This window comes from Anaerostipes sp. Marseille-Q3525 (assembly GCF_018223505.1).
Taxonomy (GTDB): Bacteria; Bacillota; Clostridia; order Lachnospirales; family Lachnospiraceae; genus Anaerostipes; species Anaerostipes amylophilus.
On the sequence record NZ_JAGTTT010000006.1, the window covers coordinates 62766 to 85640 of the forward strand.

Consider the following 22875-nt stretch of genomic DNA (forward strand, 5'->3'; position numbering starts at 1 on the left):
TATCATCTTGTATACCCGTTCGCTGACAAGTGCATCATACACATCTGATTGCTTTTTTCTTTTTCATGAATCTGATCTGACACTATGGAGATTAATCTTCTTTGTTTGGCATATAATTTAATCGTATTAAACACTCTCTGATAAACAACTTTGCCATCAAATGGACTTATCTTGCATCTTTTTCGTCGATTCTTTCCATTTATTCAAATACTTTTTTTATGCTGTCGTAATGTAAGAAAATGCCTTCTTCTGCAAAAGCTTTGATCTCATCCGTTGTTGCAAACATATACCCATCAATCTCGGCTTCCTGAAAGTTTACATCACTGTCATCAATATCCAATGTAAAGCGGTAAACATCTACAAAATAGTTATCTCCCTCTCCTGGATTCTCTCTCTTATAGGTAAACATGTATCCGCCTTCTGCGCCTTTGACATCAAGTCCTGTTTCTTCTTTTACTTCACGAAGCACTGCATCATAAGAAGCCTCTCCAGCCTGTGCAGCTCCTCCAGACACTTCCCACCATCCTGGTGCCCATGCCTTGGTCATGACTCTCTTTGTGATCAGGAACTTTCCATCTGGTCTTCTAATAACTCCAAGAACAGTTAAATGATATTCGTCGTCTTTTAATGTCCAGTTATTTCTCTTCATTGTACGACCGGTTGGTTGTTTGTTTTTATCGTAGATGTCCCATCTTTCTTCCATTATTTTGTATTCTCCTTGGATGTGTTTTTGATGATTCTAAATCTTATTATTTTCTAATAATATCAGTTGCACTAAAGACTTTATCGCCTTTTTGAACTTTCACACCTTTTGCCTCTAACAGTTCAGAAACTGTACAAACTTCATATCCTTTCTTCTTAAGGATTGGTAATACTTTCTCTACTGCCGCAACTGTTGGCTTATGAATGTCATGCATTAACACGATATCTCCGTCTTTTGCATGTTTTAAGATTGTCTTTACTGTTGCGTCTGTGTTCTTTGTCTTCCAGTCTAATGTGTCAACACTCCAAAGAATCAAGGCCGTGTCAATTCCCTGTTTCACATTCTCGTTAATTGCTCCGTATGGAGGTCTTACACTGACTGGTTTGCTTCCACATGCTTTGTAGATCACATTAGCTGTTTTGTCTTCCTGTGCTCTTACCTGTGCTGCACTTAATTTTGGAAGGTATGTATGATTCCATGTATGACTTGATACTTCATTACCAGATTCTAAGACTTTCTTAACTGTCTCTGGATAGTAATTTGCATTCTGCCCTAACATGAAAAATGTTGCTCTTGCATCGTTCTTCTCTAATGCTGCAATAACTCGTTCTGTATTTCCCTTTAATGGACCGTCATCAAATGTAAATGCGATCAGTTTCTTCGTTTTATCAATCTTTCTTGGAACATAGAGTGATTTCTTAAATTCTTTATCTGTTCCTTTGCCGAGTAGGTTATCATTTGCCTTTACCATGTATTCTCCCATGGATTTATTAACAGATGCATAACTTGTTCGTCCTAATCTTGTTGTTACAAAGAATGCTCCGACTGCGATCACTGCAATGATCACTACTAGTCCCACAATTCTTCCTACATTCAACCGTCTTCTTTTTCTTCTTCTGGCCATTGTACCCTTCTTCTTTCCTTATAATAATTTAAATGTATCTACATCCACTAAACCAAGATCTGTAAGTCTTAATGATGGAATCACTGGAAGAGCCATAAATGATAATGTGATAAATGGATCAATATCTCTGGATATTCCAAGTTTCCATGCCTTCTGTAACAGATCATCAATTCCTTTCTGGATGTCTTTTGCCGGTTCCTGACTTAAAAGTCCCGCAACCGTAAGCGGTAGTGTACCTAAAACTTTGCCTTCAGATACCAATGCGTATCCGCCCTGTATCTCTTCTATCGTCTGTACTGCTTTGATGATATCTTCATCGTTATCTCCTGCTGCAATGATATTATGAGAATCATGTGCCACAGATGTTGCGATCGCACCATTTGTAATACCATATCCTTTGATCGGTGCTGCAGATACATTCCCTGTTCCACGATGGCGTTCAAATACACATAGTTTGGAGTATTCACTATCTGGTGTGAACCATCCATGATCATTCGGAACTTCCTCATGCAAAAATGTTGTAACGATCTGTCCCGGAATCATTCCGATCACTGGAATCTCTCCATCTGCTTTCACCTGAATCTTATCTTTGGAAATGTCTTTTAAGACCACTGTGTGAAGCATAGATTCTTTCACTGGTTTTGCTTCCTTTGAGAAGAATTCACTGTTCACTGGCTGTCCTTGTTTATATACAGAAGATATCTTTACATCTTCTAAGGCATCAAGGATCACAATATCTGCATCCTTACCTTCTTCCAATGTTCCAATATCATCTAAACCATAAGTCTTAGCTGCATTGTAAGTTGCCATCTTTACTGCCTGTACAGGTTCCATTCCAAGCTCGATACTCTTCTTTATATTGTAACTAATATGACCTTCATTTTCAATAGTATCAAGGTGTTTATCGTCAGTACAAAACATAAATTTTTCAATATATTCTGGCTCTTTAACAAGACCTGGAACAATATTTTCTACATTTCTTGCTGCACTTCCTTCTCTGACAAGGATTTTCATTCCAGCAAGACATTTTTCTTTCGCTTCTTCAAACGATGTACATTCATGTTCTGTCATAACTCCGGCTTCTACATAAGCCTTGAGATCGTCACCAGTAAGCCCTGGTGCATGGCCGTCAATGATCATTCCTTTGCATAATTCAAGCTTCTTCATGATCTGTTCTTCTTTGCTTAAAACTGCTGGGTAACACATAACCTCCCCAAGCCCAAGTACAAGCGGATGATCTTTCCACTGTTTCATATCTTCTGCTGTGAAATCAGCTCCATTTGTCTCAAATGGAGTTGCCGGAATAGAAGATGGCATCATAACATATATGCCAAGCGGAGCATCACCTGCTGCATCAAGAATATATTCCATCGCTTCATTTCCTTTAACATTCACCAGCTCATGTGGGTCTGCGATCACTGTTGTCGTTCCATGCGGCATAACCGCCTTTGAAAATTCCATTGGCGTTGCCATACTTGATTCAATATGCACATGTGCATCAATAAATCCTGGTGCAATGTATTTTCCTGTACAATCTATTTCATTTTCCCCTGAAAAATGACCAACTCCTGTGATTTTTCCATCTTTCACTGCAATATCAGCCTGGTCAATCTTTTCATTCTTTACATCAATGACATTTCCATTCTTTAAGATAAAATCATACATATTCTTCCCTCCTGTTTCATTGAAACTTAACCATTCCAACATAATATTTCTTATCTGTATCAAATAACATATTCCAGTCGATTTCTTCGCGTTCTCCACAGTTTGACCAGATCAGTAGTTCTTTTTCTTCATCAAACCCTGTGATCGTTACCCAATGCCAGTTATCTTCTCGAAGCTCATATGCCGGATGCCTTAAGATCAAAAATGCAACTGGATTTTCCTCTTTCAATGAAGGCAAAATGAAATCCAGTGCCTGCTCTTTACTCTTTGGCAAAAATAATTGTTCAGATTTAAATTCTATTCCTCTATCTGCCGCATATCTTTTAAAATCTTTTGCAAATCTTCCGATCAATGGATATCCCATAAATCCTGGCTTCATATATTGATACATTGTCTGCATCAGTTTCAGATATTGTTCCTGTTCTTTCGCATCTTGTCCTTCTTCTGGCTGATATAATGATTTGAATTCATCCTTATTCATGGCATAAATCACTGCAATATTACTTCCTGTCACGCTTCCACATCCTGCTAACCGCTGGAAATCTCCCGGGAACCATTCCTGATCTCCTCCATATCCAATGATCCTGCCATCTTTTATGATCTGCGGACAGCAAAGTTCCTTCCTCATAATCTATTCCTTTCTTATTATATCTCTACGCTTTTTCACTTATTTTTAAATTTATTGAATTTATTCTTTTCTTTATGTTAATATTGTTATCATTAACCGATATTATTATTTTGCAGAAAGGATGACAACACTTATGAAAAATATCATGACTTCCTTATGTCTTGCACTTTTTATCATCAGTGCATCTGTTACGATAACATTAAACTTCCGACCTTTATATTATCATGATATTTCCGCTTTGAAAATAGAAGAAACTTCTGGATTTTCCAAAAATATCATTAAAAAAAATTATGACGAATTGATCGATTATAATCAGTTTTTTCATTCTGGAAAGCTAAAACTTACTATGCCGATGTCCAGAGAAGGACGAATTCATTTTGAAGATGTAAAACGTATCTTTGATACAATTGAGATTGCCTGTATCATTACATTAATCTTATCCTGTTATCTCGTTACCACACAAATCCGAAAACGTGATCTCAGGTTTTTAAAAATATCTTCGATCATTACGATATTACTTCCAACGATCGCTGGCATCATGACTGCTGTTAACTGGGAAGCTGTATTTATTATGTTTCATAAGATCATGTTTCGTAATGACTACTGGCTCTTTGATGAAGCTCTCGATCCTGTAATCACAATCCTTCCTGATACATTTTTTCTTCAATGTGCAGTCATGATCATTTTGCTGATCCTGTCAGGAAGTTTGCTTTGTATCTTATTTCGTTCTTTTTTTCACCACAAGTTTATGATATAATTGTTGAGTTATTAATTATTTGTGTCAATTATTACATTTATATTAAGATAGGAGCTTGAATCATGAAACTTTCACAAATAAAAACAAAAGAAGTCAGAGATCGTGTTCGAAAGTCTCGTTACAAAAAATTTATATTTGCTTTTATTGTACTATTTCTGATCCTGATCGTTTCTGTGTGCTTTCATTCATACTACGCTCAGCAAAAGGCGAAAAAAAATGCCACTGCAAAGGCACAGCAGAAAATGGAAAATGAATATAAAAAAGCAAAAAAAGAAGCCGAAAAAGAAAAGACTTCCTTAAAACCATGGTATACCTATCATGGCATTGCACACGCCTTAGGTGGTCTTAATGGAAAACAGTATTTAAATTCCATTGATGGTTTTTATTCAAACTATCAAAAAGGATACCGCATTTTTGAAATGGATCTTCAGCTTACATCAGATAATGTGCTTGTCGGAAGACATACCTGGGGAGATAATCTTTCAGATCCTTTAAGTAAACATGGTGATCCTGCTAGCTATCGTGAATTTAAGAATACCAAATTATACGGCCGTTACAAGCCTACTTCTTTTCTTGATATGCTGAATGCAATGGAACGTTATAAAGATTTTTATCTGATGACTGATTCGAAATCTACAGACACACCAACTGTCCAAAAGGAATTCTCTACTCTGGTCCAGACTGCAAAAAGGGCTGGAAAGACTGAATATCTGGATCGTTTGATCGTACAGATTTATAACGAAAATATGTATTACACAATAAAGAAAATCTACCCATTCAAACATTTTGTGTATACCACATACAAGCAGCGTGATGTCGCATTCTATAAGATGGTAAAATTCTGTAAAAAGAATGGGTTTGAGGGTGTCACAAGCCCACAGAATGATATCAACGATTATCGTATGGAGATTTTAGCTAAAGAAGGAATTTATGGTTTCACTCATACGGTAAATAACTCTTATTTCACAAAAGAATATATGAAATTAGGTGTTTACGGTATCTATTCTGATTTTATGATTCCTTCAGAAATCAACAAAAATTATCTTGAAGTTTATTGTCCAAAGTTTGCTTCCAGATATATGAAAACTGTCATTCCTGCACTTGGAAAATAATTTTAATATCATGAGCTTAAAAATCCCGGAGAGTTATTTCCGGGATTTTTATAGCTTATTTTATTATATGTTCTTTGATCATAGGATTGATTCCTCCGCTGTGTCCACAAGCATTTTCATTGCTTCCACAGGATATTTACCGTGTGCAGTTTCCCCTGTCAGCATCAATGTACTGGCTCCTTGTGTAACTGCATGATAGATATCATTTACCTCTGCCCTTGTTGGATATGGATTCTTTATCATGGAATCTAACATCTGGGTTACAATCATGAAATCCTTGTTGTGCTTTCTGCACACTCTTGCAATATGTGCCTGAATTCTTGGAAGTTGTGATAATGGCATTGCATTCCCAAGATCTCCTCTTGCGATCACGATGTAATCACAATATGGAATCAGTTCTTCCAAATGCTCGACACCTGTCATATTTTCTATCTTTGCAAAAATTCTGATGTCTTCGCAGCCATATTCTCTTAATGCTTCTCTTAGTATGATCAAGTCTGCTTTATTCCGTACAAATGGAAGCATGACATCCGTTACTTTATACTGCTTTGCCACTGCAAGATTCCTTAAATCCGCCTCTGTTAACGTTGGATTGTTAATACTGCATCCTGGCATTGCAATACTTTTATGTGCTGTCAATACTCCTCCACAAATAATCTTACATCTCCATGAGGATTCTGATATTTTCTGTTCTGCTGTCAGCTTGATCTTTCCGTCATCAAGTAAGATTTCCTGATTCTTTTTAATGTACGGGAAAATCTCCTTCGGTGCCGAAATACCTCCATGTCCAAGAATCACATGGGCACCATTGGAAAGTCCCTTGTTTCCTTCCAGATTTCCTATTCTTAATTCTGGACCGATCAGATCGATCATAAGCTTCTTTTCTTTTCCTGTTTGACTGGCCGCATCAAAATAATGCTGAATCCATGACTGGCTTGTTTCTAATGAACTATGTGATAAGTTTAACCGGATACCTGTCATTCCTGCATCAAACATCTTCTTTAATATTATTGGTTCGCAACATGTTGGACCTAGAGTTCCGTAGTATTCCATCGTGCATCACTTCCTTTGGCTTTATTGTAACATTTTCCACAAGGAATATCCAACACAAAAACTTCTTCACTGCTTACGCAATTAATATTCTTATAACCGCTTAATTTATATAATATAATTTAAACTTTTTACTTGAATACTTATTATTCTTCCCCTTAGAATCCCTGATAAGTGTCACTTTTTGTTTCTCCTCTTTTTCCGCTTTCACAGTCCCAAGACAATAATCTCTGATCGCCTTTGCATCTGCCTGGGCTAATTTCTTAATCTTAGAATCATCTTTTAAAAACTGCTCCACATCATTATCGTTATCCACAAAACTATGTTCCACAATGACGCCTGGAATTCCTTTTTCTATGCTGTTATGAATAACCCTATAGTAATCTCTTATTTTTCCATTTGGATATTTCTCATTTTTCTCTGATGTTCGCATCAATAATCCTTGATTCTCAACACCTGTCTTCTCTAAATACTTCAAAAAATAAAATCCAAGAAGCTGTGCCTGTTGGGACACTTCTTTGTTATAATTCCCTGTTGGCACAAGTACTGTACAGCCATGGTCATAGTCTACGATCTCACCTTTTGCATTATTGTGCAGGCTGACGAACAAATCTGCCTTATCCTGAACTGCTTTCGGTACTCTCTCTCCTAATTCAGGTTTTGTGTCTCCTGTTCTTGTTAGATAAACTTTGATGTTTGAATTTTTTGAAAGTTCCTGTTTGATATATTTCGCTATTTTTAAGTTGATATCTTTTTCTTGCGGCTGATCATTTGTTTCTCCTACAGCACCACTGTCATTACCACCATGTCCTGGATCTAATTCTATGATCCAATTTGATTTTTTTAATTTTCTTGTTTCCTGTTTCTTGCTCGATGTTATTGTCATAACTTCCTTCGCTGCTGTTTTTTGTGATGTTGTTTTCTCTTGTGTCGTTTGTTTCTTAGTTCCACAGCCAGAAATACTTGCACATAATACTAACATTAGTGCTAATACTTTTCTTATATTCTTTTTCATTTGCTCCCCCGCTCATTTCATGATCATTTTTTTATTTTATCACTTTAATTTGTATTTTACAAAAAAATCAGTGGCAGAATCATCTTCTACCACTGATTTTTTTACACCCGATCACAAGTAAGATTCCTAATGAAATAATGCTCATCCATAGATACATTTCCACTTTTTTATCATCCCCAGTTCTACTTTTTGCCTTGCTGCTTTCGCTGGTTTTTGTTTTCGTCCCTGAATCGGATCTGTTCTTATTTTTTTCATTTAGATATTCATCACATCGTTCATTTTTGTTATGCTCGCTGTTGCTATTATGATCTTTATCATATAAATTTTCATCATCGACGAGGTCCATAAAACGAATTTCTGTTACTTTTGCTCCTGCCTGTGTATTTTTGTGGATTGCCGTTGTAACAAACAATTCTCCATTTCCCTGATTTAATACTTGTATATGTAAATAGTATTTCTTCAATACTTTATTTCTTCCACGAATAAGTTCTAATTCATATTTATAATCTCCGGGGCTTGTATAGGTGATGGATGGAAATATTTCTTTCGTTTCACCTTCTTTGACCCTTTCTATATATTCTTCTTTCTGACTTTTTCCTGGCATTGGCGTGTTTTTCTGTAATGCTTTTAATTTTATTTTATATTTTTGTCCTCGAACGAGTCCTCCATGTCCCCATTTAAATTTCAAAGGAAGAGAAAAATTAACAGAATGTTGTGCCGCATATGTATATTCAAGATTCCCTGCATTGATTGCAAATAAAAATGCTGTGATCACAATCACAAATATTTTTTTCACCTTTCATCTCTCCCTTCTTATTTTTTGTACATCGCAAGAACCACGGTTCGATCATCTACCTGATCTGTAGAACAGGTTCCGAGTGCCAAAACACTATAGTTCCCACTTTGTGAATTCAATATTTCTATTTTATCATTTTGCATCCAGTTGGCTTTCATTTTTACATAATTTAAAAACTGCTGTCTGTTATTCTTATATTGCGATGGATCAAAAATATAGGAATCTGTCGATCTTACGACCAGAACTGCAAAGATCTTTAATGGATATTTCTTCCCAGGGATCATTAAGATTCCCGTATGATGTTTCTCAGCAAACGATGATTTTTTATATAATTCCAAATCTCCAAACATCAAATGCTTTTCCATATAGTGTCCATAAAGAATCGAATATGGATCCTGAAAATTTTTGTTGCATCTGCTATCTAAAAAAACGGTTCCACCTAAGGAATATTTTCCATAAACATCTTTATTTAAATATTCCAGATTATCCTTTCCCTGTACAACTGGTTCATCAATCTTTGTTCCATCCAAGGTAATCCAGGCAACGACATCCGGATTGATCTTTCGCAGTTCTTCAAAGGATGGTTTCTTCCCTTTCGGCTTTAAATCTTTTAATTTTACCTGGAGATCTTGTATCCCTTGATAAAGCTGATAGTTATCCCATAAGGAATATACACTGTATAAAACTGCTAAGATCAATACGATCGCAATGATCGTATCTAATATCTTATTTAAGATCCGGAGTGTCCGTTCTGCCATAGTTTATAACCTCTTTTTAGCGACGTTTTTTACTTACTACAAATCCTACACCACAAGCTGCTGCAAAAATCAGTACGAGTAAATATGGAAGGTTATTCATAAATACACCTGTATCGATCTGTATTCCTTTGTTGTTTGTGATAATTGCTTCGTCTGTTTTTCCACCAACGATCGTTCCTGTATTACCTTCTTTTGTGTTTACTTTATATGCTGGTGCATCATATCCATTTGCCTGTGTTTCTTCTACCTCGTATGAAACTCCTTCTGGAATGTTTGTAAACACAACTGTTGTCCCAGCTTTTACTTTAAATGTTGCTGTTTGTTCATCTTCACCATCTGTGATCGTTACATTTCCAAGATTATTATCGATTATTCTTCCTGCAATCTTGCTTTTTAATTTTTTTCCTTCTTTTGGTGTGAATCTGACTGTTACATTGAATGTATCATCACTATTCGCCATATTACCTGTTACAATCTTCTGCACTGTTAATTTACCAGCAGAATAAAAGTTATCAATTCCTTGCACTTTCTGCCCGGCATTATTAAACATTGTTACATTATTGATTTCTAATGCTTTTGTAACAGAATTGTATGCAACTGCTACTCTGATATAGTATGGGTCTGTATTATAAGTTACACCAACACTGTCTCCTGCTGTTTCCTGGAATTTATAGAAATAGTAACCTGCGCTTGGATATTTTGCTGCATCTACTGATGTGATAGTTACTTCTTTCTTTGTTCCTTGGCTTGTTGCCTGACCTTTTTCAAATGAAGCATTTCCAATTGTTATCGTTTGAGGAATACCCTTTTCCATAACATCACTTGCATACTTTGTATCACTTTTTCCATTTTCATCAATGGTATTAAATTTTGTATTCTGTACCTTGTAAAGTTCTGCTTTTCCATTTTTTCCAAATGAAAATGTTTCTGCTGGACTTTCTGCAGTCTCACTGTCTCCAGCTTTTAACAAATATTGTTTGTCAAACTTATATTTACTACTGTCATCAGCTTTGACTGATCTTGTGCCTACAGCACCTGTAACTCCTCCAAATGCCATTGCTGCTGCTAATAAAACTCCTAGTATTCTTCCTTTTTTCATATGTAGCACTCCTTTTATGTTGTTAAATTCCTCGTCTTCGAAGAATCGTTAAAACTTTTCCTTTGATCTGGCTTTCTTTGATCGCACCAAATTCTCGGCTGTCTTTTGTCTGTGTTCGGTAATCTCCTAATACAAAGACGCTGCCCTCTGGTATCTGATATGGATACTTAATATCTCCTTTATGATAGCTTGGATAAATGATCTCTCCTGATTCTGAAATCCCGTTGATCTTTACATCCCCGCTTCCATCAATGTTGATCTCATTCCCTCCAACTGCTATGATCCTTCCAAAATTTTTTTCTCCATTCACTTCATAAATGATCACGTCATTTGGACGAAATGTCTGTTTCAGGCAATATGATAATGTCAGATCACCATCTTTTAAGGATGGGAACATCTGCATCCCTTCCACTCGTTGAAAACATAAGATCTTTGTGAAAAAGATGTAGATGACTAACAAAAATAAAATGGTTCGGGCAATCAATCTTAGATATCCTTTCCGAATTGTTGAATTTTGATCACTCATCCTTCATCCCTCCCTCAAAATCTTGTTTTTCTTAGGATCATAAAAAGGATCATCAAAATTCCTGCTCCAGCCATGAACAGATAAAGTTTCATATGCTCTGTCCACACTCCTTCGGAAGGATTGACGTTTGTGTAATAACGATTTGTAATTTCTACAGTTTCTGATGTTCCATCCTCTTTGATCGTATACGCTGCTTTATCTTTTTGATAAGTAACCTCGTATGCAAAACCTTTTTGCGGCTGATAACTTGTACCACTGTCCATGATCGGATTTTCATTTTCATCAAGTTCAAATACACTAAACTTGCCTCCAACAGATAATCCGGTAAACTGTGGCTTATCCACTGATTTTCCATTGCATTTGTAAGATAATGTACCATTTTTATTGGTGATCGTTAAGATCTGAAGTTTTTGCTCTTTGCTGTAGTCCGTCTGTGCATTTTTATATTCATACAAACCAAAAGAAAATGTACCATCTGGTAATTCCTTCGATGTGATCGCATTTCCTTTGTCATCAAGGAAATGTTTGGCTACTTTTAGAACCCCTTTCGAATCATACATATTACATTTATACGTTGCTCCGAGATAATACACTTCAACACCTAATTTCTGCCATTGAGTTAATTGTGCCGGATAGATTTCTTCTCCTGCTTCTCCCTCTTTTTGTGCGATCGCAAAATATTTTGGTGTTGCATCGAGTACATATCCTTCGGGTGCCTTCATTTCCCTTAAACAATATACTTTGTTATAGGATAAAGCATCATTTTTACCAAAAGAAGCAACTCCTGTATCATCTGTCTCTTCTGTATAGGTTTTTGCATCTTGTGGTGCTTCCCATGCCTTTTTCAGTTCATCATACTGAACTTCCTGTATCATAAATGTCGCTCCACTTAATGCCTTGGATGTATTTTCTTTATCCACTTTCTTAACCTTTACAGCTGGGCTGGTCGTTGTCCCTGCAAATGCTTCTACATGATATCTTACTGTTGTATTTTCAATCATTGCTACTGTCGTACTGTGTCCAAACCAGTATGCCTTGTTGTTAACTGTGATATCTGTATCTGGCGCTGCATTCAATGTTGCCTCGTATGTGATCGTAAGTTTCTTATTGTCTGGAATCGTAAGGCTCATCTTCTGTCCAGTATCTGTTGTTTCAATCTTTGGAGAAATTCCTGTTATGAGATTTCCATTCTTATCCTTTACAACAATCGAATCTGTATCAAATTGGAGTGGAGATTTCATTTCATCTACTAAGGTGATCGTATCTTCCCCTTTGATCAGATCCTCGCCTGATTCATTGACCGTGATCATAAATGGAAGTTTTCCATCTCTTATATCCTGCTTTGTTTTTTTGATTGTTTTTTTGCTGACGTTTGCTGTGGCTGTGCTATTGGAAATGATTTTTCCTTCTTCGTTTTTTACCGTCATTGTATTGTTGAAACTTTTTGTTTTTCCATCCAGTAAGACTTCTTCGTCATTGACCCTTGTTACAACCTGAATCTCTAATGAATGTTTGTCACTTGCACCACCACTTTTTAAATTGTCCACTGCCATGCAGATCTTTCCTGTCTGCTTATTGTAATAAGCAATACTGGTATAATCTTTTTTATTATCTCTATCTAGATTTCCGGTCAGTGTAAGTTTCTCCCATTGTGGATCATTTTCATATTCTGGTATCTCACACATCACTGGTGCATTTTGATTTCGGATTCCTGGATCGATCCAGAAATATCTGACATAAGTAAGATCTAATCCTTTTGGAAGCTGGTCTTCTACATAAACTTTTCCTTCAAGATTTCCCACATAATTAACTTTCAATCTCCAATCGATATATGTTCCCGCTTTTGTGATCTTATTTTGAAGGACTTTCTGCGGACCGTTCCAATTAATGGTACTTACCGTTGTCCATTTTCCTGCATCATCACGCTCATAAATTCCTCCCATTTCTTTGAAGTTGTTTCCACCTCCGGCTGCCACTAAACTATCCTGTCCTTGGGATACGAAATCTGTTGCAGTGCTGTCTTTTGTCTGCAGCTCATTCGTGTAAGTATAAGCATCTCGCAAAGAATTCATTTTGTTACTTGGTTCTGTTCGTAAGATGATATACAAATGTTCATTTTCTTCCAGATGTACATCTTTCTTTAATATGATATCTGCATATTTTCCTGCATTATTTCCTATTGACTCCCATTGATAGTCAGCATTTTGTGGAAGTTGTCCTAGATTATTTTCATTTCCGATCAATTTTTGTAATTGAGGATTTCCTGAAAGATCACGAACAGTTCCATAACAATCTTTAAAGCTTTTTCCTGTTGGAAGCTTTCCTTTGTATACACCTACTATCGAAGTTTTTCGTACCAAATGGGTTAGATTTCCTGTTTTCGGTACATCCCTGAAGATTGTTCCCGCAGGGATTTCATTTCCCTGAACATCAATGATCCAATATAAACTTCCTCGTGTCCAGTCTCCCTGACTTGCTTTTGTTGGGTCGTAATACCATCCGCTTTTCCTTGCTTCAAAGTTTTTGCCACCTTCGATGATCATTGAAGTGGATACTTTTACTCCAGCTAATTTGATACTGGTTCCTCCAGGCCCAATGACAGTTCCTCCTAGTGAAAATGAATTTCCTGAGGATACCTGTGTCAGACTTTCAACATTTTTTGGCGTTGCATAATACGTTAACAGATAGGCTCCTGTTTTTTTCTTATTTCCAAATTTCTCTGGTGAAAATGAGAATTGTTTTCCGTCATGGATATCTACCCAGTTCGTTTCTGACGGTGTTTTCTCTTCAAGTTTTGTTGCTGCTTCTTTATCACTGCCTGGATCTTCTTTTAATCCTGTATCGTAATATTCAATCTTTAGATATCCAGTGTATGCCAGATAATCATTTGCTAAAGCATCTCCAAAGATTGCGGAAGATACATCAAAATCGCCTGCTTCATTGACAACAACCTGATATTTATAACTTCCTTTTGGTATTTTAAAGCTGCGTACTGCCAATGGAGATATTTCCATATTTGAGTTGTAGACCTTGTCTTGCTCTGGAATGTTTATCTGTTCTTCTTTTGTGATCGGATCACTTTGTAATTTTCGATCCCATACTTTCTTTCCAAGAGATTTTTCCTGTGTTGCGGATGCAAATTTCTGATTTCCTCCACTTACCGTGTCATCAGAATATGCAGCGGCTGTATTCTTTACTTTGATCTCCTGATTGCTCATGGCAAAAATATCTTCACTGATCTTTACCTGATATGTTAATGTCCGTTCTTCTCCAGGTTTTAATTTTCCAAGATAGAAATCTATCTTACATTCTTTTTTCTTATCATTTACAATGTACGGATTTTCCTGCCCTTTATGTGGATTCTCTGGAATTTCTAATTTTTTGGTTTCATCTGCTTTATTGCCTTCATATAATTGAAAGCTATTTTCATCGTAATTGATATATGGTAATAATGTTGTGTTTGTTCCAGAACTGAAATTGTCATGAATCTTTACATTATTTAATGTATAAGTATTACTTTCATTTGCTTTCACATAAACGGTGTATGTGATCGTTCCGCCATTGCCCGATGGATCTTTTTTATATGTACTTGCTGTTTTCTTGATCTGCATTCCTGCATTTGGTGTAAAATTAGAAGATGCACTCTGGTGTTCATACGATTTTGCATATGATTTCGCGGTATTTGTGATCATACCTTTGCTTGCTCCACCGATATAGGTATCTTTTACTTTTACTTTATATGTCAGCGTCCTTATTTCCTTCGCTTTCATATCTCCGATCTCCCAGATCAAAGTTCCTGGTTTGGTGCTATCTTGCAAATATACTTTGCTTTCAAACTGCTCTCCGTTTCCTTCATATGGGAGGTTTTTATCATTTGGCTGATGTGCTACTGTTTTCTTTGTTGTATCAACTCCTATGTAAGAATCAATATAGGTTTGATTCTTTGTAAACTGATCTTTGACCACCACATCTGGCATTGGATCGTCTCCTGTTTTTGCGATCAATGTGTATGTCAGGTAGCCATTTCCGTTTTCTTCACTATAACTTGGTTCTGTTTTTGTAAGTTCCAGATTTCCTAGTCTTGCATCACTGTCTTCTTCGAAGTTTAATTTTTTTGTGACCTCTCCGAATTTAATCGTTTGCTGTGGCTGACCTTTGATCAGTTGTCTGTCCGTAGTTGCATATACAGAAAAATTACCATTGATTTTTTTATTTTCTTCCTCATCCTGCTGAAGAAATGATTCCTCAAAACTCAGCAAAACATCTTGTGTATCATCCTCAACTTTAATCGTTCCGATCTTATTTCCGTTTGCATCTTGTATAGAATTAAGCACTACAAAACTATCCTGAAACAAATCCGGCAGATGGTATCTTAATGTCTTATTATGGTTGAGGAGTTCTTTTGCATCTATATTTTTGTAGTTTACTGTGATCTTAATTCTTGCATCTGCCGGAATATTTTTCGTGTCATCTGTAATCTTGATCCAATCTTCCCCTGATTGATACTCTATTGTCACTGCTTGAATATAATTGTCTAATTCTAGAGGATGTACTTCTGTCTTATTCTGTTTTGTCGTTGTCTGCGATGCTTCAATTCTATATGGAATAAATATCGTCATAAGCATACATATAGATAGAAAGATTGCCATCAATTTTTTTATTGTTTTTTCCATATCGATCCCTTGCTTTCTGAATACAGTATATAACTATATTTTTATAATTTCAAGATTGTGTTTTATTTTTAGCCTTACCTTGACATTCTCTCAGTTGATGGACTTACAGCTTTCTGGTATTCCAACAATCTATGATATGATCTTGGATGATGATTCTTTGATCTTGATCGAAGAATATATCCATGGTCAAACTTTAGAACAGCTGCTTAATGATCAGAACACCCTGATCTATTCAGATGCTTTATCAATTATGAAAAATGGAATTTGATCGATATTAATATTTTTCTGGAAGAACATGGACTTGATGTAATTTCACTTTCTAAGAAGAATTCATAATAATAACAACAAAAAGATCAGCTGTAAGATATTGTCTTCAGCTGATCTTTTGTTATATTTCTTATGAAATTTTATCTTTTCTCAACACCTAAAGTAACTTTCTCACCATTGATGTTCCATTCTTTTTCGTATCCGACAACTTCAGAGGCTTTCACTTCATCTGCTAAAACGTCACTAGCAATTGCTGCTTCATTTCTTCCGATGATGTCTGCTGCTTTGTCTGATCCTTTGTATGAGAATGTGATATGGTCTGTTACTTCGAATCCTGCTTCTTTTCTCATAGACTGGATCTTGCTGACTACTTCACGGACGAATCCTTCTTCTAACAGTTCTTCGGATAAGTTTGTATCAAGGACAACTGTTACTCCGTTGTCTGCTTCTGTTACGAATCCTTCCTGTTTTACCATCTCGATCAACAGATCTTCTTTGGCTAATTCTACAGGTGTTCCATCAACTTCAAATGTTAATGCTCCCTTAGAGTCTAATTCAGCTTTCGCTTCATTTCCATCAACTCCGGCTAAATAGTTTCTGATTCCTCCAACTAATTTACCGTATTTTGGTCCTACAGTCTTTAATTGTGGTTTGAAGTTGTATGTTGTGAAGTTTGATACATCATCTGTAAATGTGATATTCTTCACATTTAACTCATCTAAGATGATCGCTTCGTCATAATCTGGCAGTGTTGCATCTGCTTTCACATACATCTGTCCGATTGGCTGACGGTTCTTGATGGCTGCACTGTTACGGCATGCACGTCCTAATACAACGATCTTTAAGACGAGATCCATATCTGCTTCTAATTTCTCATCAACCTGTTCTGCATTGTATACAGGGAAGTCGCATAAATGAATACTTTCTTTTACAGATGGATCAACACTTCTTACGATGTTCTGGTAGATCTCTTCTGTCATGAATGGGATCATTGGTGCTGCTGCTTTACATACAGTTACTAATGCTGTGTATAAAGTCATATATGCATTTACCTTATCCTGTTCCATTCCTTTTGCCCAGAAACGGTCACGACAACGTCTTACATACCAGTTACTCATATCATCTACAAATTCCTGTAATGCTCTTGCAGCTTCAGGGATTCTGTAATTTCCTAAGTTGTCATCTACAGATTTGACCATTGTGTTCATCTTAGATAACAGCCATTTGTCCATAACAGATAATTTATCATATTCTAACGCATGTTTTGTTGGATCAAACTGATCGATCTCTGCATATAATGTGTAGAATGCGTAAGTATTCCATAATGTTCCCATGAATTTACGCTGTCCTTCTGTAACGGCTTTTGCATGGAAACGGTTTGGAAGCCATGGGGCACTGTTTGTATAGAAATACCAACGGATCGCATCTGCTCCATGTTCTTCTAATGCCTCAAATGGATCAACTGCATTTCCTTTGGACTTACTCATCTTCTGTCCATTTTCATCCTGAACGTGTCCTAATACGACAACGTTTTTATATGGTGCTTTATTAAATAATAAAGTAGAAATTGCCATTAAGGAGTAGAACCATCCACGAGTCTGGTCTACAGCTTCTGAGATAAAGTTTGCTGGGAAGTTATCTTCGAAGATCTCTTTATTCTCAAATGGGTAATGCCACTGTGCGAAAGGCATTGATCCTGAATCAAACCAGCAATCGATAACTTCTTCTACACGGTGCATCTGTTTTCCACAGTGTGGGCACTTAATTGTTACCTGATCGATATATGGGCGGTGAAGCTCGATATCGTCTGGGCAATTATCAGACATGCTCTTTAATTCTTCGATAGATCCGATAGAATGCTGATGTCCACATTCACATTCCCAGATATTTAATGGAGTTCCCCAATAACGGTTTCTTGAGATTCCCCAATCCTGTACGTTCTCTAACCAGTCACCGAAACGTCCTTTACCGATGCTCTTTGGTACCCAGTTAACTGTGTTGTTGTTTGCGATCAGCTGATCTTTTACTTCTGTCATCTTGATGAACCAAGATTCTCTTGCATAATAGATCAGTGGTGTATCACAACGCCAGCAGTGTGGATAGCTATGCTCAAATTTAGGAGCATCGAATAATAATCCACGTTTATCCAGATTCTTTAATACTTCTGGATCTGCTTTCTTAACGAATAATCCGGCAAATGGTGTTTCTTCTGACATGTTACCGCGTTCGTCTACTAACTGTACAAATGGCATGTCATATTTACGTCCAACTTTGGCATCATCTTCACCAAATGCTGGTGCGATATGAACAATACCTGTACCATCTGTTAATGTTACATATCCGTCGCATGTTACATAGAATGCTTTCTTATGCTGTTTTTCAGCAACTTTTGCTGCACAGTCATATAATGGTTCGTATTCTTTGTATTCTAATTCTTTTCCTTTAAACGTCTCTAAAACTTTGTATGCAGGTTTTCCTGATTCTTCGTCTGCTAATTTACCAAGAACTGTATCAAGCAGTGCTTCTGCCATGTAGTATACATATCCATCTGCAGCTTCTACTTTTGCGTATGTCTCTTCTGGATTTACACAAAGACCGATGTTGGATGGAAGTGTCCATGGTGTTGTTGTCCATGCAAGGAAATATGCTTCTTCACCTACGGCTTTGAAACGTACGATCGCAGAGCGTTCTTTGACATCTTTATATCCCTGTGCTACTTCCTGTGCGGATAATGGTGTTCCACAACGAGGGCAATAAGGTACGATCTTAAATCCTTTATAAAGTAATTTCTTATCCCAGATCTGCTTTAATGCCCACCATACAGATTCGATAAAGTTATTATCATATGTGATGTATGGATGTTCCATGTCAGCCCAGAAACCTACTGTATCTGAGAAATCTTCCCACATACCTTTGTATTTCCAAACGCTTTCTTTACATTTCTTGATGAATGGTTCCATACCATATTCTTCAATCTGTTCTTTTCCATCAAGACCTAACATCTTCTCAACTTCAAGTTCAACTGGAAGTCCGTGTGTATCCCATCCAGCTTTACGAATGATCTTGTGACCTTTCATTGTCTGATAACGAGGAATCATATCTTTGATGACACGAGTTAAAACGTGTCCGATATGTGGTTTACCATTGGCTGTTGGTGGTCCGTCATAGAATGTGTATGTCGGATCGTCTTTTCTTTCTTCGATACTTTTTTCAAAAATTTCGTTTTCTTTCCAGAACTTTACGGTCTCTTTCTCGCGATCGACAAAGTTCATGTCAGATGATACTTTTTTGTACATCTTTATCTCTCCTTTTTACTAATTAGAAAATCTAATGAAATAGGAACTTTTACAGGATTTCCCTATAAAGCAGGCCGTCCTATAAAATAAAAAAGGTGCAGTCCTAAAAATAGGACAACACCGTTGCTTCTAAACCACCTATTTCACATACTATCATATGTTATCCCGTTAACGGAGGATACCGGCACAGCTTACTTTGTTCAGCCTGCAGCTTGGGAGTGATCTTCCTTCCTATCTTACTAACATCCGGCTTCCACCGCCCCGGACTCGCTCCTGCGTTCATGATAGAAGTACTGTCTCCTTCTTCGCCTTTATCATACTAAGTTATCTTAACACTTGGAATGGTTATTCGTCAATATGGAATTGTAAGTTTTTATGCTCGTCAGCCAACATTTTATTTTATGCAAGAACTTTACGATTTTTTAACGTTTTATTTACTAGATTTTATAATTTCTGTATATAATTATATGGTAAAATAGGAATCAATAAATATTAGATGATTTAAATAAAAATATAGAACCCGGAGGTAGATAAATCCATGTTAAGAATAGGAATTTTAACCAGCGGTGGCGACTGTCAGGCATTAAATGCAGCCATGCGCGGTGTTATAAAAGGTTTAAGTGCAAAAAGAGATGATCTGGAAATCTATGGTTTCCATGATGGATATAAGGGACTCATCTATGGGCTTTTAGACCGTATGACTCCAGATGATTTTTCTGGAATCTTAAACCGCGGAGGTACGATCCTTGGGACTTCCAGACAACCATTTAAGAAAATGCGTATTCCTGATGAAAATGGTCTTGATAAAGTGGAAGCCATGAAAAAGAATTATCGTAAATATAAGCTTGACTGCCTTGTGGTTCTTGGTGGAAATGGAACTCACAAAACTGCAAATATGCTTCGCGAAGAAGGCTTAAATGTTGTGACACTTCCAAAAACAATCGACAACGATCTCTGGGGAACAGAAATGACTTTTGGATTTCAGAGTGCTGTTGATATTGCAACGGATACAATTGATCGCATTCATACAACTGCTTCTTCACACAGTCGTGTTTTCATTATTGAAGTTATGGGGCATAAAGTTGGACACGTTACTTTACACGCCGGAATTGCTGGTGGAGCCGATGTGATTTTGCTGCCGGAGATCCCTTATGATATTAATAAAGTAGCAGAAGTCGTTGAAAATCGTTTCGCAGCTGGAAAAAGATTTTCTATTATCGCTGTTGCAGAAGGTGCAATTTCTAAAGAAGATGCGAAGTTAAAGAAGAAACAGTATAAAGCAAAACTTGCTGAACGGAGATATCCTTCTGTTGCTTATGAGATTGCAGCTCAATTAGAAGAAAAAACAGGACGTGAGATCCGAGTCACAGTTCCAGGTCATACACAACGTGGCGGATCTCCTTGTGCTTACGATCGTGTACTTGCTACTAGAGTTGGTGCATATGCTGCTGAACTGATCCTTAATAAAGAGTATGGTTATATGGTTGGAATTGTTGATGGAGATACAAAGAAAGTTCCTTTGTCTGATGTCGCCGGAAAATTAAAATATGTTGATCCGAAGTGTCAGATGATCAAGGATGCTAAAACCATTGGGATAAGTTTTGGGGAGTAAATTGTGATTTGCGACCGTAGGAACACGCCTGCACTAAGCTCCTGAATGGTCGTTAGACCATTCAGGAGCTTAGTACAGCTGCGTGTGAGTCGAGCGAGAGCGCGTCGCAGACAGATAACCCTTTTTATAATATTCCACCAATAATTTCCGTCATCAACCACAAATTAAAATTTACTTTTTCTCAACCTAACCACAGTTTCAACGGTACTTTCGTTGTCCCAACAAAGTTCCTGTGTCTCCCTGTCTCCAAAATACACCGGAAAACGAAACTTTATGTGCTTCAGGAATCTGCCATCTGGCTGCTCCTGCTCATAAATGTCCACCTGTTCTACAAAACTGTTAAGAAATTCTTTCTTCTCCAGGTCGGTGAACTTATCATATAGTTTATCAAAATATAAAAGAAATTGATAGACGTTTTCTTCTGATATTTTCTGTTGCTGGATATTCAGCAGGCGGTTCTTAACTTCCTCTATACTGTTCTCCACGCCTTCGATCTCATCGTACAGACGGTATAACCTTGTCTCCATATCCTGATATTTCTTCTCATAAAATTTATCCATAATATCCAGACTGTCCATCTGCTGTCCAAGTCTTGCTTTTGCTCCGGTCAGCTGCCTGTGCTGCTTTTCCAATCCGTCAATCTCTTTTTCTATTTCTTCTGTATCTATTCTTGAACCAATTTTATTCAGAATTGCTTCTTCAAATTTAGGATTCTTCACCAGCTTCCGAATAACTTCTTCCACTGCATTGTTAATCTTCTCCTCACTCCATTGTTTACGATATCCACATTTATGACCGTCTACCAGACGACGATGTTTACAGGCATAATAGAAATAATCTTTATATAAGGTTCCGTCTTTCTTTTTCTTTCGGTTCACGTTCCCATACATACCGCTTCCACATAACGGACATCTCAATATTCCAGATAAGATATGCTCATGATCCAGACTATGCGTCTTTTCATATTTCACACCTGTTTTTTCCCGTTTTTGATGTGCCAGCTCCCAATCTGTTTCTGAAATAATTCCTTCGTGGATACCATCATGCAGCATATAATTTTCCTGTTTTACAATGCGATATTCATTTCTTGTTCCTGAAACTTTCTCGTTCTTCCTTCGTCCATAAGCCAACTTTCCACAGTATACCGGATTATCCAGAACGCCTTTTATAAACGAAGAGGCAAATGCGTCCAGTGTATTATTCTGTCGTTTTTTCTTTTTATATCCATGCTGGTTCAGCCATGCGGCAATCGCAGAGATTCCCATATTGGTATGAATAAATTTGTCATAGATCAGACGAATAATCTCTGCTTCGTCCTCTGCAATCTGCAATTCTCCATTTACCAATTCATAGCCATATGGAGCAAATCCACCGTTCCATTTTCCTTCCCTGGCTTTCTGCTTACGTCCCTCCATTGTCTGAACAAGGATATTCTCTCGTTCAATCTCTGCCACCGCAGACAGAACAGAAATCATCAGCTTTCCACTATCTTTTGAGCTGTCAATTCCATCTTCAACACAGATCAGATTCACTCCAAAATCCTGCATCCTCTGCAAAGAATTTAAAACATCTGCCGCATTACGACCGAATCTGGAAAGCTTGAACACCAGTACAAACTGTACCTCATCTGTTCCATTCTCAATATTATCCAACATTCTCTGAAATTCCGGTCTGCCCTCTACGCTCTTTCCAGACTTACCTTCATCTGAATACTCATTTACGATTTCCATATTCTGAAATTCCGCATATCTCTTGAGTTTTTCTTTCTGAGCATCCAGACTGTAGCCATCTACCTGCATGGTTGTGGATACTCTGGTATATATATCGCATTTAATCTTTTTATTCTTCATAATCTTCCTCGCAGTATAACTCTGTTTCATTGTCCCAACCTTATTTTAGTACTTGTTCCAACTATTTTCAATACTTATTTTCCGTATTGACGCATTTCTTCGCCAATCGTATAATTAAGTTAGATACAGAGCATTTCTGTTATCAAAATATTGCCCGCCCACCA

At 37.0% G+C, this 22875-nt stretch carries 17 protein-coding genes; 4 read left to right on the plus strand and 13 right to left on the minus strand.

The genetic code is table 11. The features are described from left to right. Positions 1-199: 199 nt before the first annotated feature. Genes KE503_RS04600 through KE503_RS04615 form a run of 4 tightly spaced genes read right to left on the minus strand, consistent with a single transcriptional unit; the run spans position 200 to position 3900 of the window. Positions 200-703 (minus strand): NUDIX hydrolase, encoded by a 504-nt coding sequence (locus KE503_RS04600; RefSeq protein ID WP_212384593.1) that lies wholly within the window; start codon positions 701-703, stop codon positions 200-202. A 46-nt stretch (positions 704-749) separates the two neighbouring features. After that, positions 750-1607, minus strand: a complete 858-nt coding sequence (locus KE503_RS04605) for a polysaccharide deacetylase family protein (protein WP_212384594.1) — start codon at positions 1605-1607, stop codon at positions 750-752. A gap of 18 nt (positions 1608-1625) precedes the next feature. Continuing rightward, positions 1626-3272 (minus strand): adenine deaminase, encoded by a 1647-nt coding sequence (gene ade, locus KE503_RS04610; protein ID WP_212384595.1) that lies wholly within the window; start codon positions 3270-3272, stop codon positions 1626-1628. Positions 3273-3288: 16 nt separating this feature from the next. Then, positions 3289-3900, minus strand: a complete 612-nt coding sequence (locus KE503_RS04615) for a hypothetical protein (protein WP_055196408.1) — start codon at positions 3898-3900, stop codon at positions 3289-3291. A gap of 133 nt (positions 3901-4033) precedes the next feature. On the opposite strand from KE503_RS04615, the gene KE503_RS04620 reads away from it, so the two are divergent. Then, the gene (locus KE503_RS04620; protein WP_022375540.1) at positions 4034-4657 is read left to right on the plus strand and encodes a TIGR01906 family membrane protein; all 624 of its coding nucleotides are present in this window, start codon (positions 4034-4036) and stop codon (positions 4655-4657) included. A 62-nt stretch (positions 4658-4719) separates the two neighbouring features. Next, the gene (locus KE503_RS04625; RefSeq protein WP_212384596.1) at positions 4720-5769 is read left to right on the plus strand and encodes a phosphatidylinositol-specific phospholipase C/glycerophosphodiester phosphodiesterase family protein; all 1050 of its coding nucleotides are present in this window, start codon (positions 4720-4722) and stop codon (positions 5767-5769) included. A gap of 78 nt (positions 5770-5847) precedes the next feature. Here KE503_RS04625 and pyk read toward each other — a convergent pair whose 3' ends face one another. The 7 genes from pyk to KE503_RS04660 form a co-directional block, all read right to left on the minus strand. Continuing rightward, positions 5848-6822 carry a pyruvate kinase gene (gene pyk / locus KE503_RS04630; protein WP_212384597.1) on the minus strand — a complete coding sequence of 325 codons (975 nt, stop codon included), beginning with the start codon at positions 6820-6822 and terminating at the stop codon, positions 5848-5850. A 100-nt stretch (positions 6823-6922) separates the two neighbouring features. After that, complete coding sequence (locus KE503_RS04635; RefSeq protein ID WP_212384598.1) at positions 6923-7834, minus strand: N-acetylmuramoyl-L-alanine amidase family protein; 912 nt, start codon at positions 7832-7834, stop codon at positions 6923-6925. Positions 7835-7913: 79 nt separating this feature from the next. Continuing rightward, positions 7914-8630 (minus strand): Spy0128 family protein, encoded by a 717-nt coding sequence (locus tag KE503_RS04640; RefSeq protein ID WP_212384599.1) that lies wholly within the window; start codon positions 8628-8630, stop codon positions 7914-7916. Between the two features lie 17 nt (positions 8631-8647). Then, the gene (srtB, locus tag KE503_RS04645) at positions 8648-9388 is read right to left on the minus strand and encodes a class B sortase (RefSeq protein WP_022375545.1); all 741 of its coding nucleotides are present in this window, start codon (positions 9386-9388) and stop codon (positions 8648-8650) included. Between the two features lie 16 nt (positions 9389-9404). After that, a complete protein-coding gene (locus tag KE503_RS04650) occupies positions 9405-10487 on the minus strand; it encodes a DUF7601 domain-containing protein (RefSeq protein ID WP_212384600.1) in 1083 nt (360 codons plus the stop codon). 22 nt (positions 10488-10509) lie between these two features. Then, entirely contained in the window at positions 10510-11013 is a 504-nt protein-coding gene (gene lepB / locus KE503_RS04655; protein ID WP_022375547.1) for a signal peptidase I, read from the minus strand. A 14-nt stretch (positions 11014-11027) separates the two neighbouring features. Next, entirely contained in the window at positions 11028-15686 is a 4659-nt protein-coding gene (locus KE503_RS04660; RefSeq protein ID WP_212384601.1) for a SpaA isopeptide-forming pilin-related protein, read from the minus strand. A gap of 94 nt (positions 15687-15780) precedes the next feature. Here KE503_RS04660 and KE503_RS04665 point away from each other — a divergent pair, with 94 nt between their 5' ends. Next, entirely contained in the window at positions 15781-15954 is a 174-nt protein-coding gene (locus KE503_RS04665; protein WP_249182962.1) for a hypothetical protein, read from the plus strand. A gap of 139 nt (positions 15955-16093) precedes the next feature. On the opposite strand, the gene ileS is transcribed toward KE503_RS04665, so the two are convergent. Further along, on the minus strand, positions 16094-19249 hold the full coding sequence (ileS, locus tag KE503_RS04670; protein WP_055196414.1) for an isoleucine--tRNA ligase: 3156 nt from the start codon (positions 19247-19249) through the stop codon (positions 16094-16096). A gap of 538 nt (positions 19250-19787) precedes the next feature. On the opposite strand from ileS, the gene KE503_RS04675 reads away from it, so the two are divergent. Further along, positions 19788-20861: a 6-phosphofructokinase gene (locus KE503_RS04675; RefSeq protein WP_212384602.1), complete on the plus strand. Its 1074-nt coding sequence runs from the start codon at positions 19788-19790 to the stop codon at positions 20859-20861. Between the two features lie 164 nt (positions 20862-21025). On the opposite strand, the gene KE503_RS04680 is transcribed toward KE503_RS04675, so the two are convergent. Then, the gene (locus KE503_RS04680; protein ID WP_212384603.1) at positions 21026-22711 is read right to left on the minus strand and encodes a recombinase family protein; all 1686 of its coding nucleotides are present in this window, start codon (positions 22709-22711) and stop codon (positions 21026-21028) included. Positions 22712-22875 lie beyond the last annotated feature (164 nt).

Bases quoted from the DNA above. Each gene is read 5' to 3' on its own strand.
- KE503_RS04675 (WP_212384602.1), top strand. From the start codon at position 19,788: ATGTTAAGAATAGGAATTTTAACCAGCGGTGGCGACTGTCAGGCATTA.
- ade (WP_212384595.1), bottom strand. From the start codon at position 3,272: ATGTATGATTTTATCTTAAAGAATGGAAATGTCATTGATGTAAAGAAT.
- KE503_RS04635 (WP_212384598.1), bottom strand. From the start codon at position 7,834: ATGAAAAAGAATATAAGAAAAGTATTAGCACTAATGTTAGTATTATGT.
- KE503_RS04650 (WP_212384600.1), bottom strand. From the start codon at position 10,487: ATGAAAAAAGGAAGAATACTAGGAGTTTTATTAGCAGCAGCAATGGCA.
- lepB (WP_022375547.1), bottom strand. From the start codon at position 11,013: ATGAGTGATCAAAATTCAACAATTCGGAAAGGATATCTAAGATTGATT.
- KE503_RS04625 (WP_212384596.1), top strand. From the start codon at position 4,720: ATGAAACTTTCACAAATAAAAACAAAAGAAGTCAGAGATCGTGTTCGA.
- KE503_RS04620 (WP_022375540.1), top strand. From the start codon at position 4,034: ATGAAAAATATCATGACTTCCTTATGTCTTGCACTTTTTATCATCAGT.
- pyk (WP_212384597.1), bottom strand. From the start codon at position 6,822: ATGGAATACTACGGAACTCTAGGTCCAACATGTTGCGAACCAATAATA.
- KE503_RS04605 (WP_212384594.1), bottom strand. From the start codon at position 1,607: ATGGCCAGAAGAAGAAAAAGAAGACGGTTGAATGTAGGAAGAATTGTG.
- KE503_RS04615 (WP_055196408.1), bottom strand. From the start codon at position 3,900: ATGAGGAAGGAACTTTGCTGTCCGCAGATCATAAAAGATGGCAGGATC.
- KE503_RS04680 (WP_212384603.1), bottom strand. From the start codon at position 22,711: ATGAAGAATAAAAAGATTAAATGCGATATATATACCAGAGTATCCACA.
- KE503_RS04600 (WP_212384593.1), bottom strand. From the start codon at position 703: ATGGAAGAAAGATGGGACATCTACGATAAAAACAAACAACCAACCGGT.
- KE503_RS04660 (WP_212384601.1), bottom strand. From the start codon at position 15,686: ATGGAAAAAACAATAAAAAAATTGATGGCAATCTTTCTATCTATATGT.
- srtB (WP_022375545.1), bottom strand. From the start codon at position 9,388: ATGGCAGAACGGACACTCCGGATCTTAAATAAGATATTAGATACGATC.
- ileS (WP_055196414.1), bottom strand. From the start codon at position 19,249: ATGTACAAAAAAGTATCATCTGACATGAACTTTGTCGATCGCGAGAAA.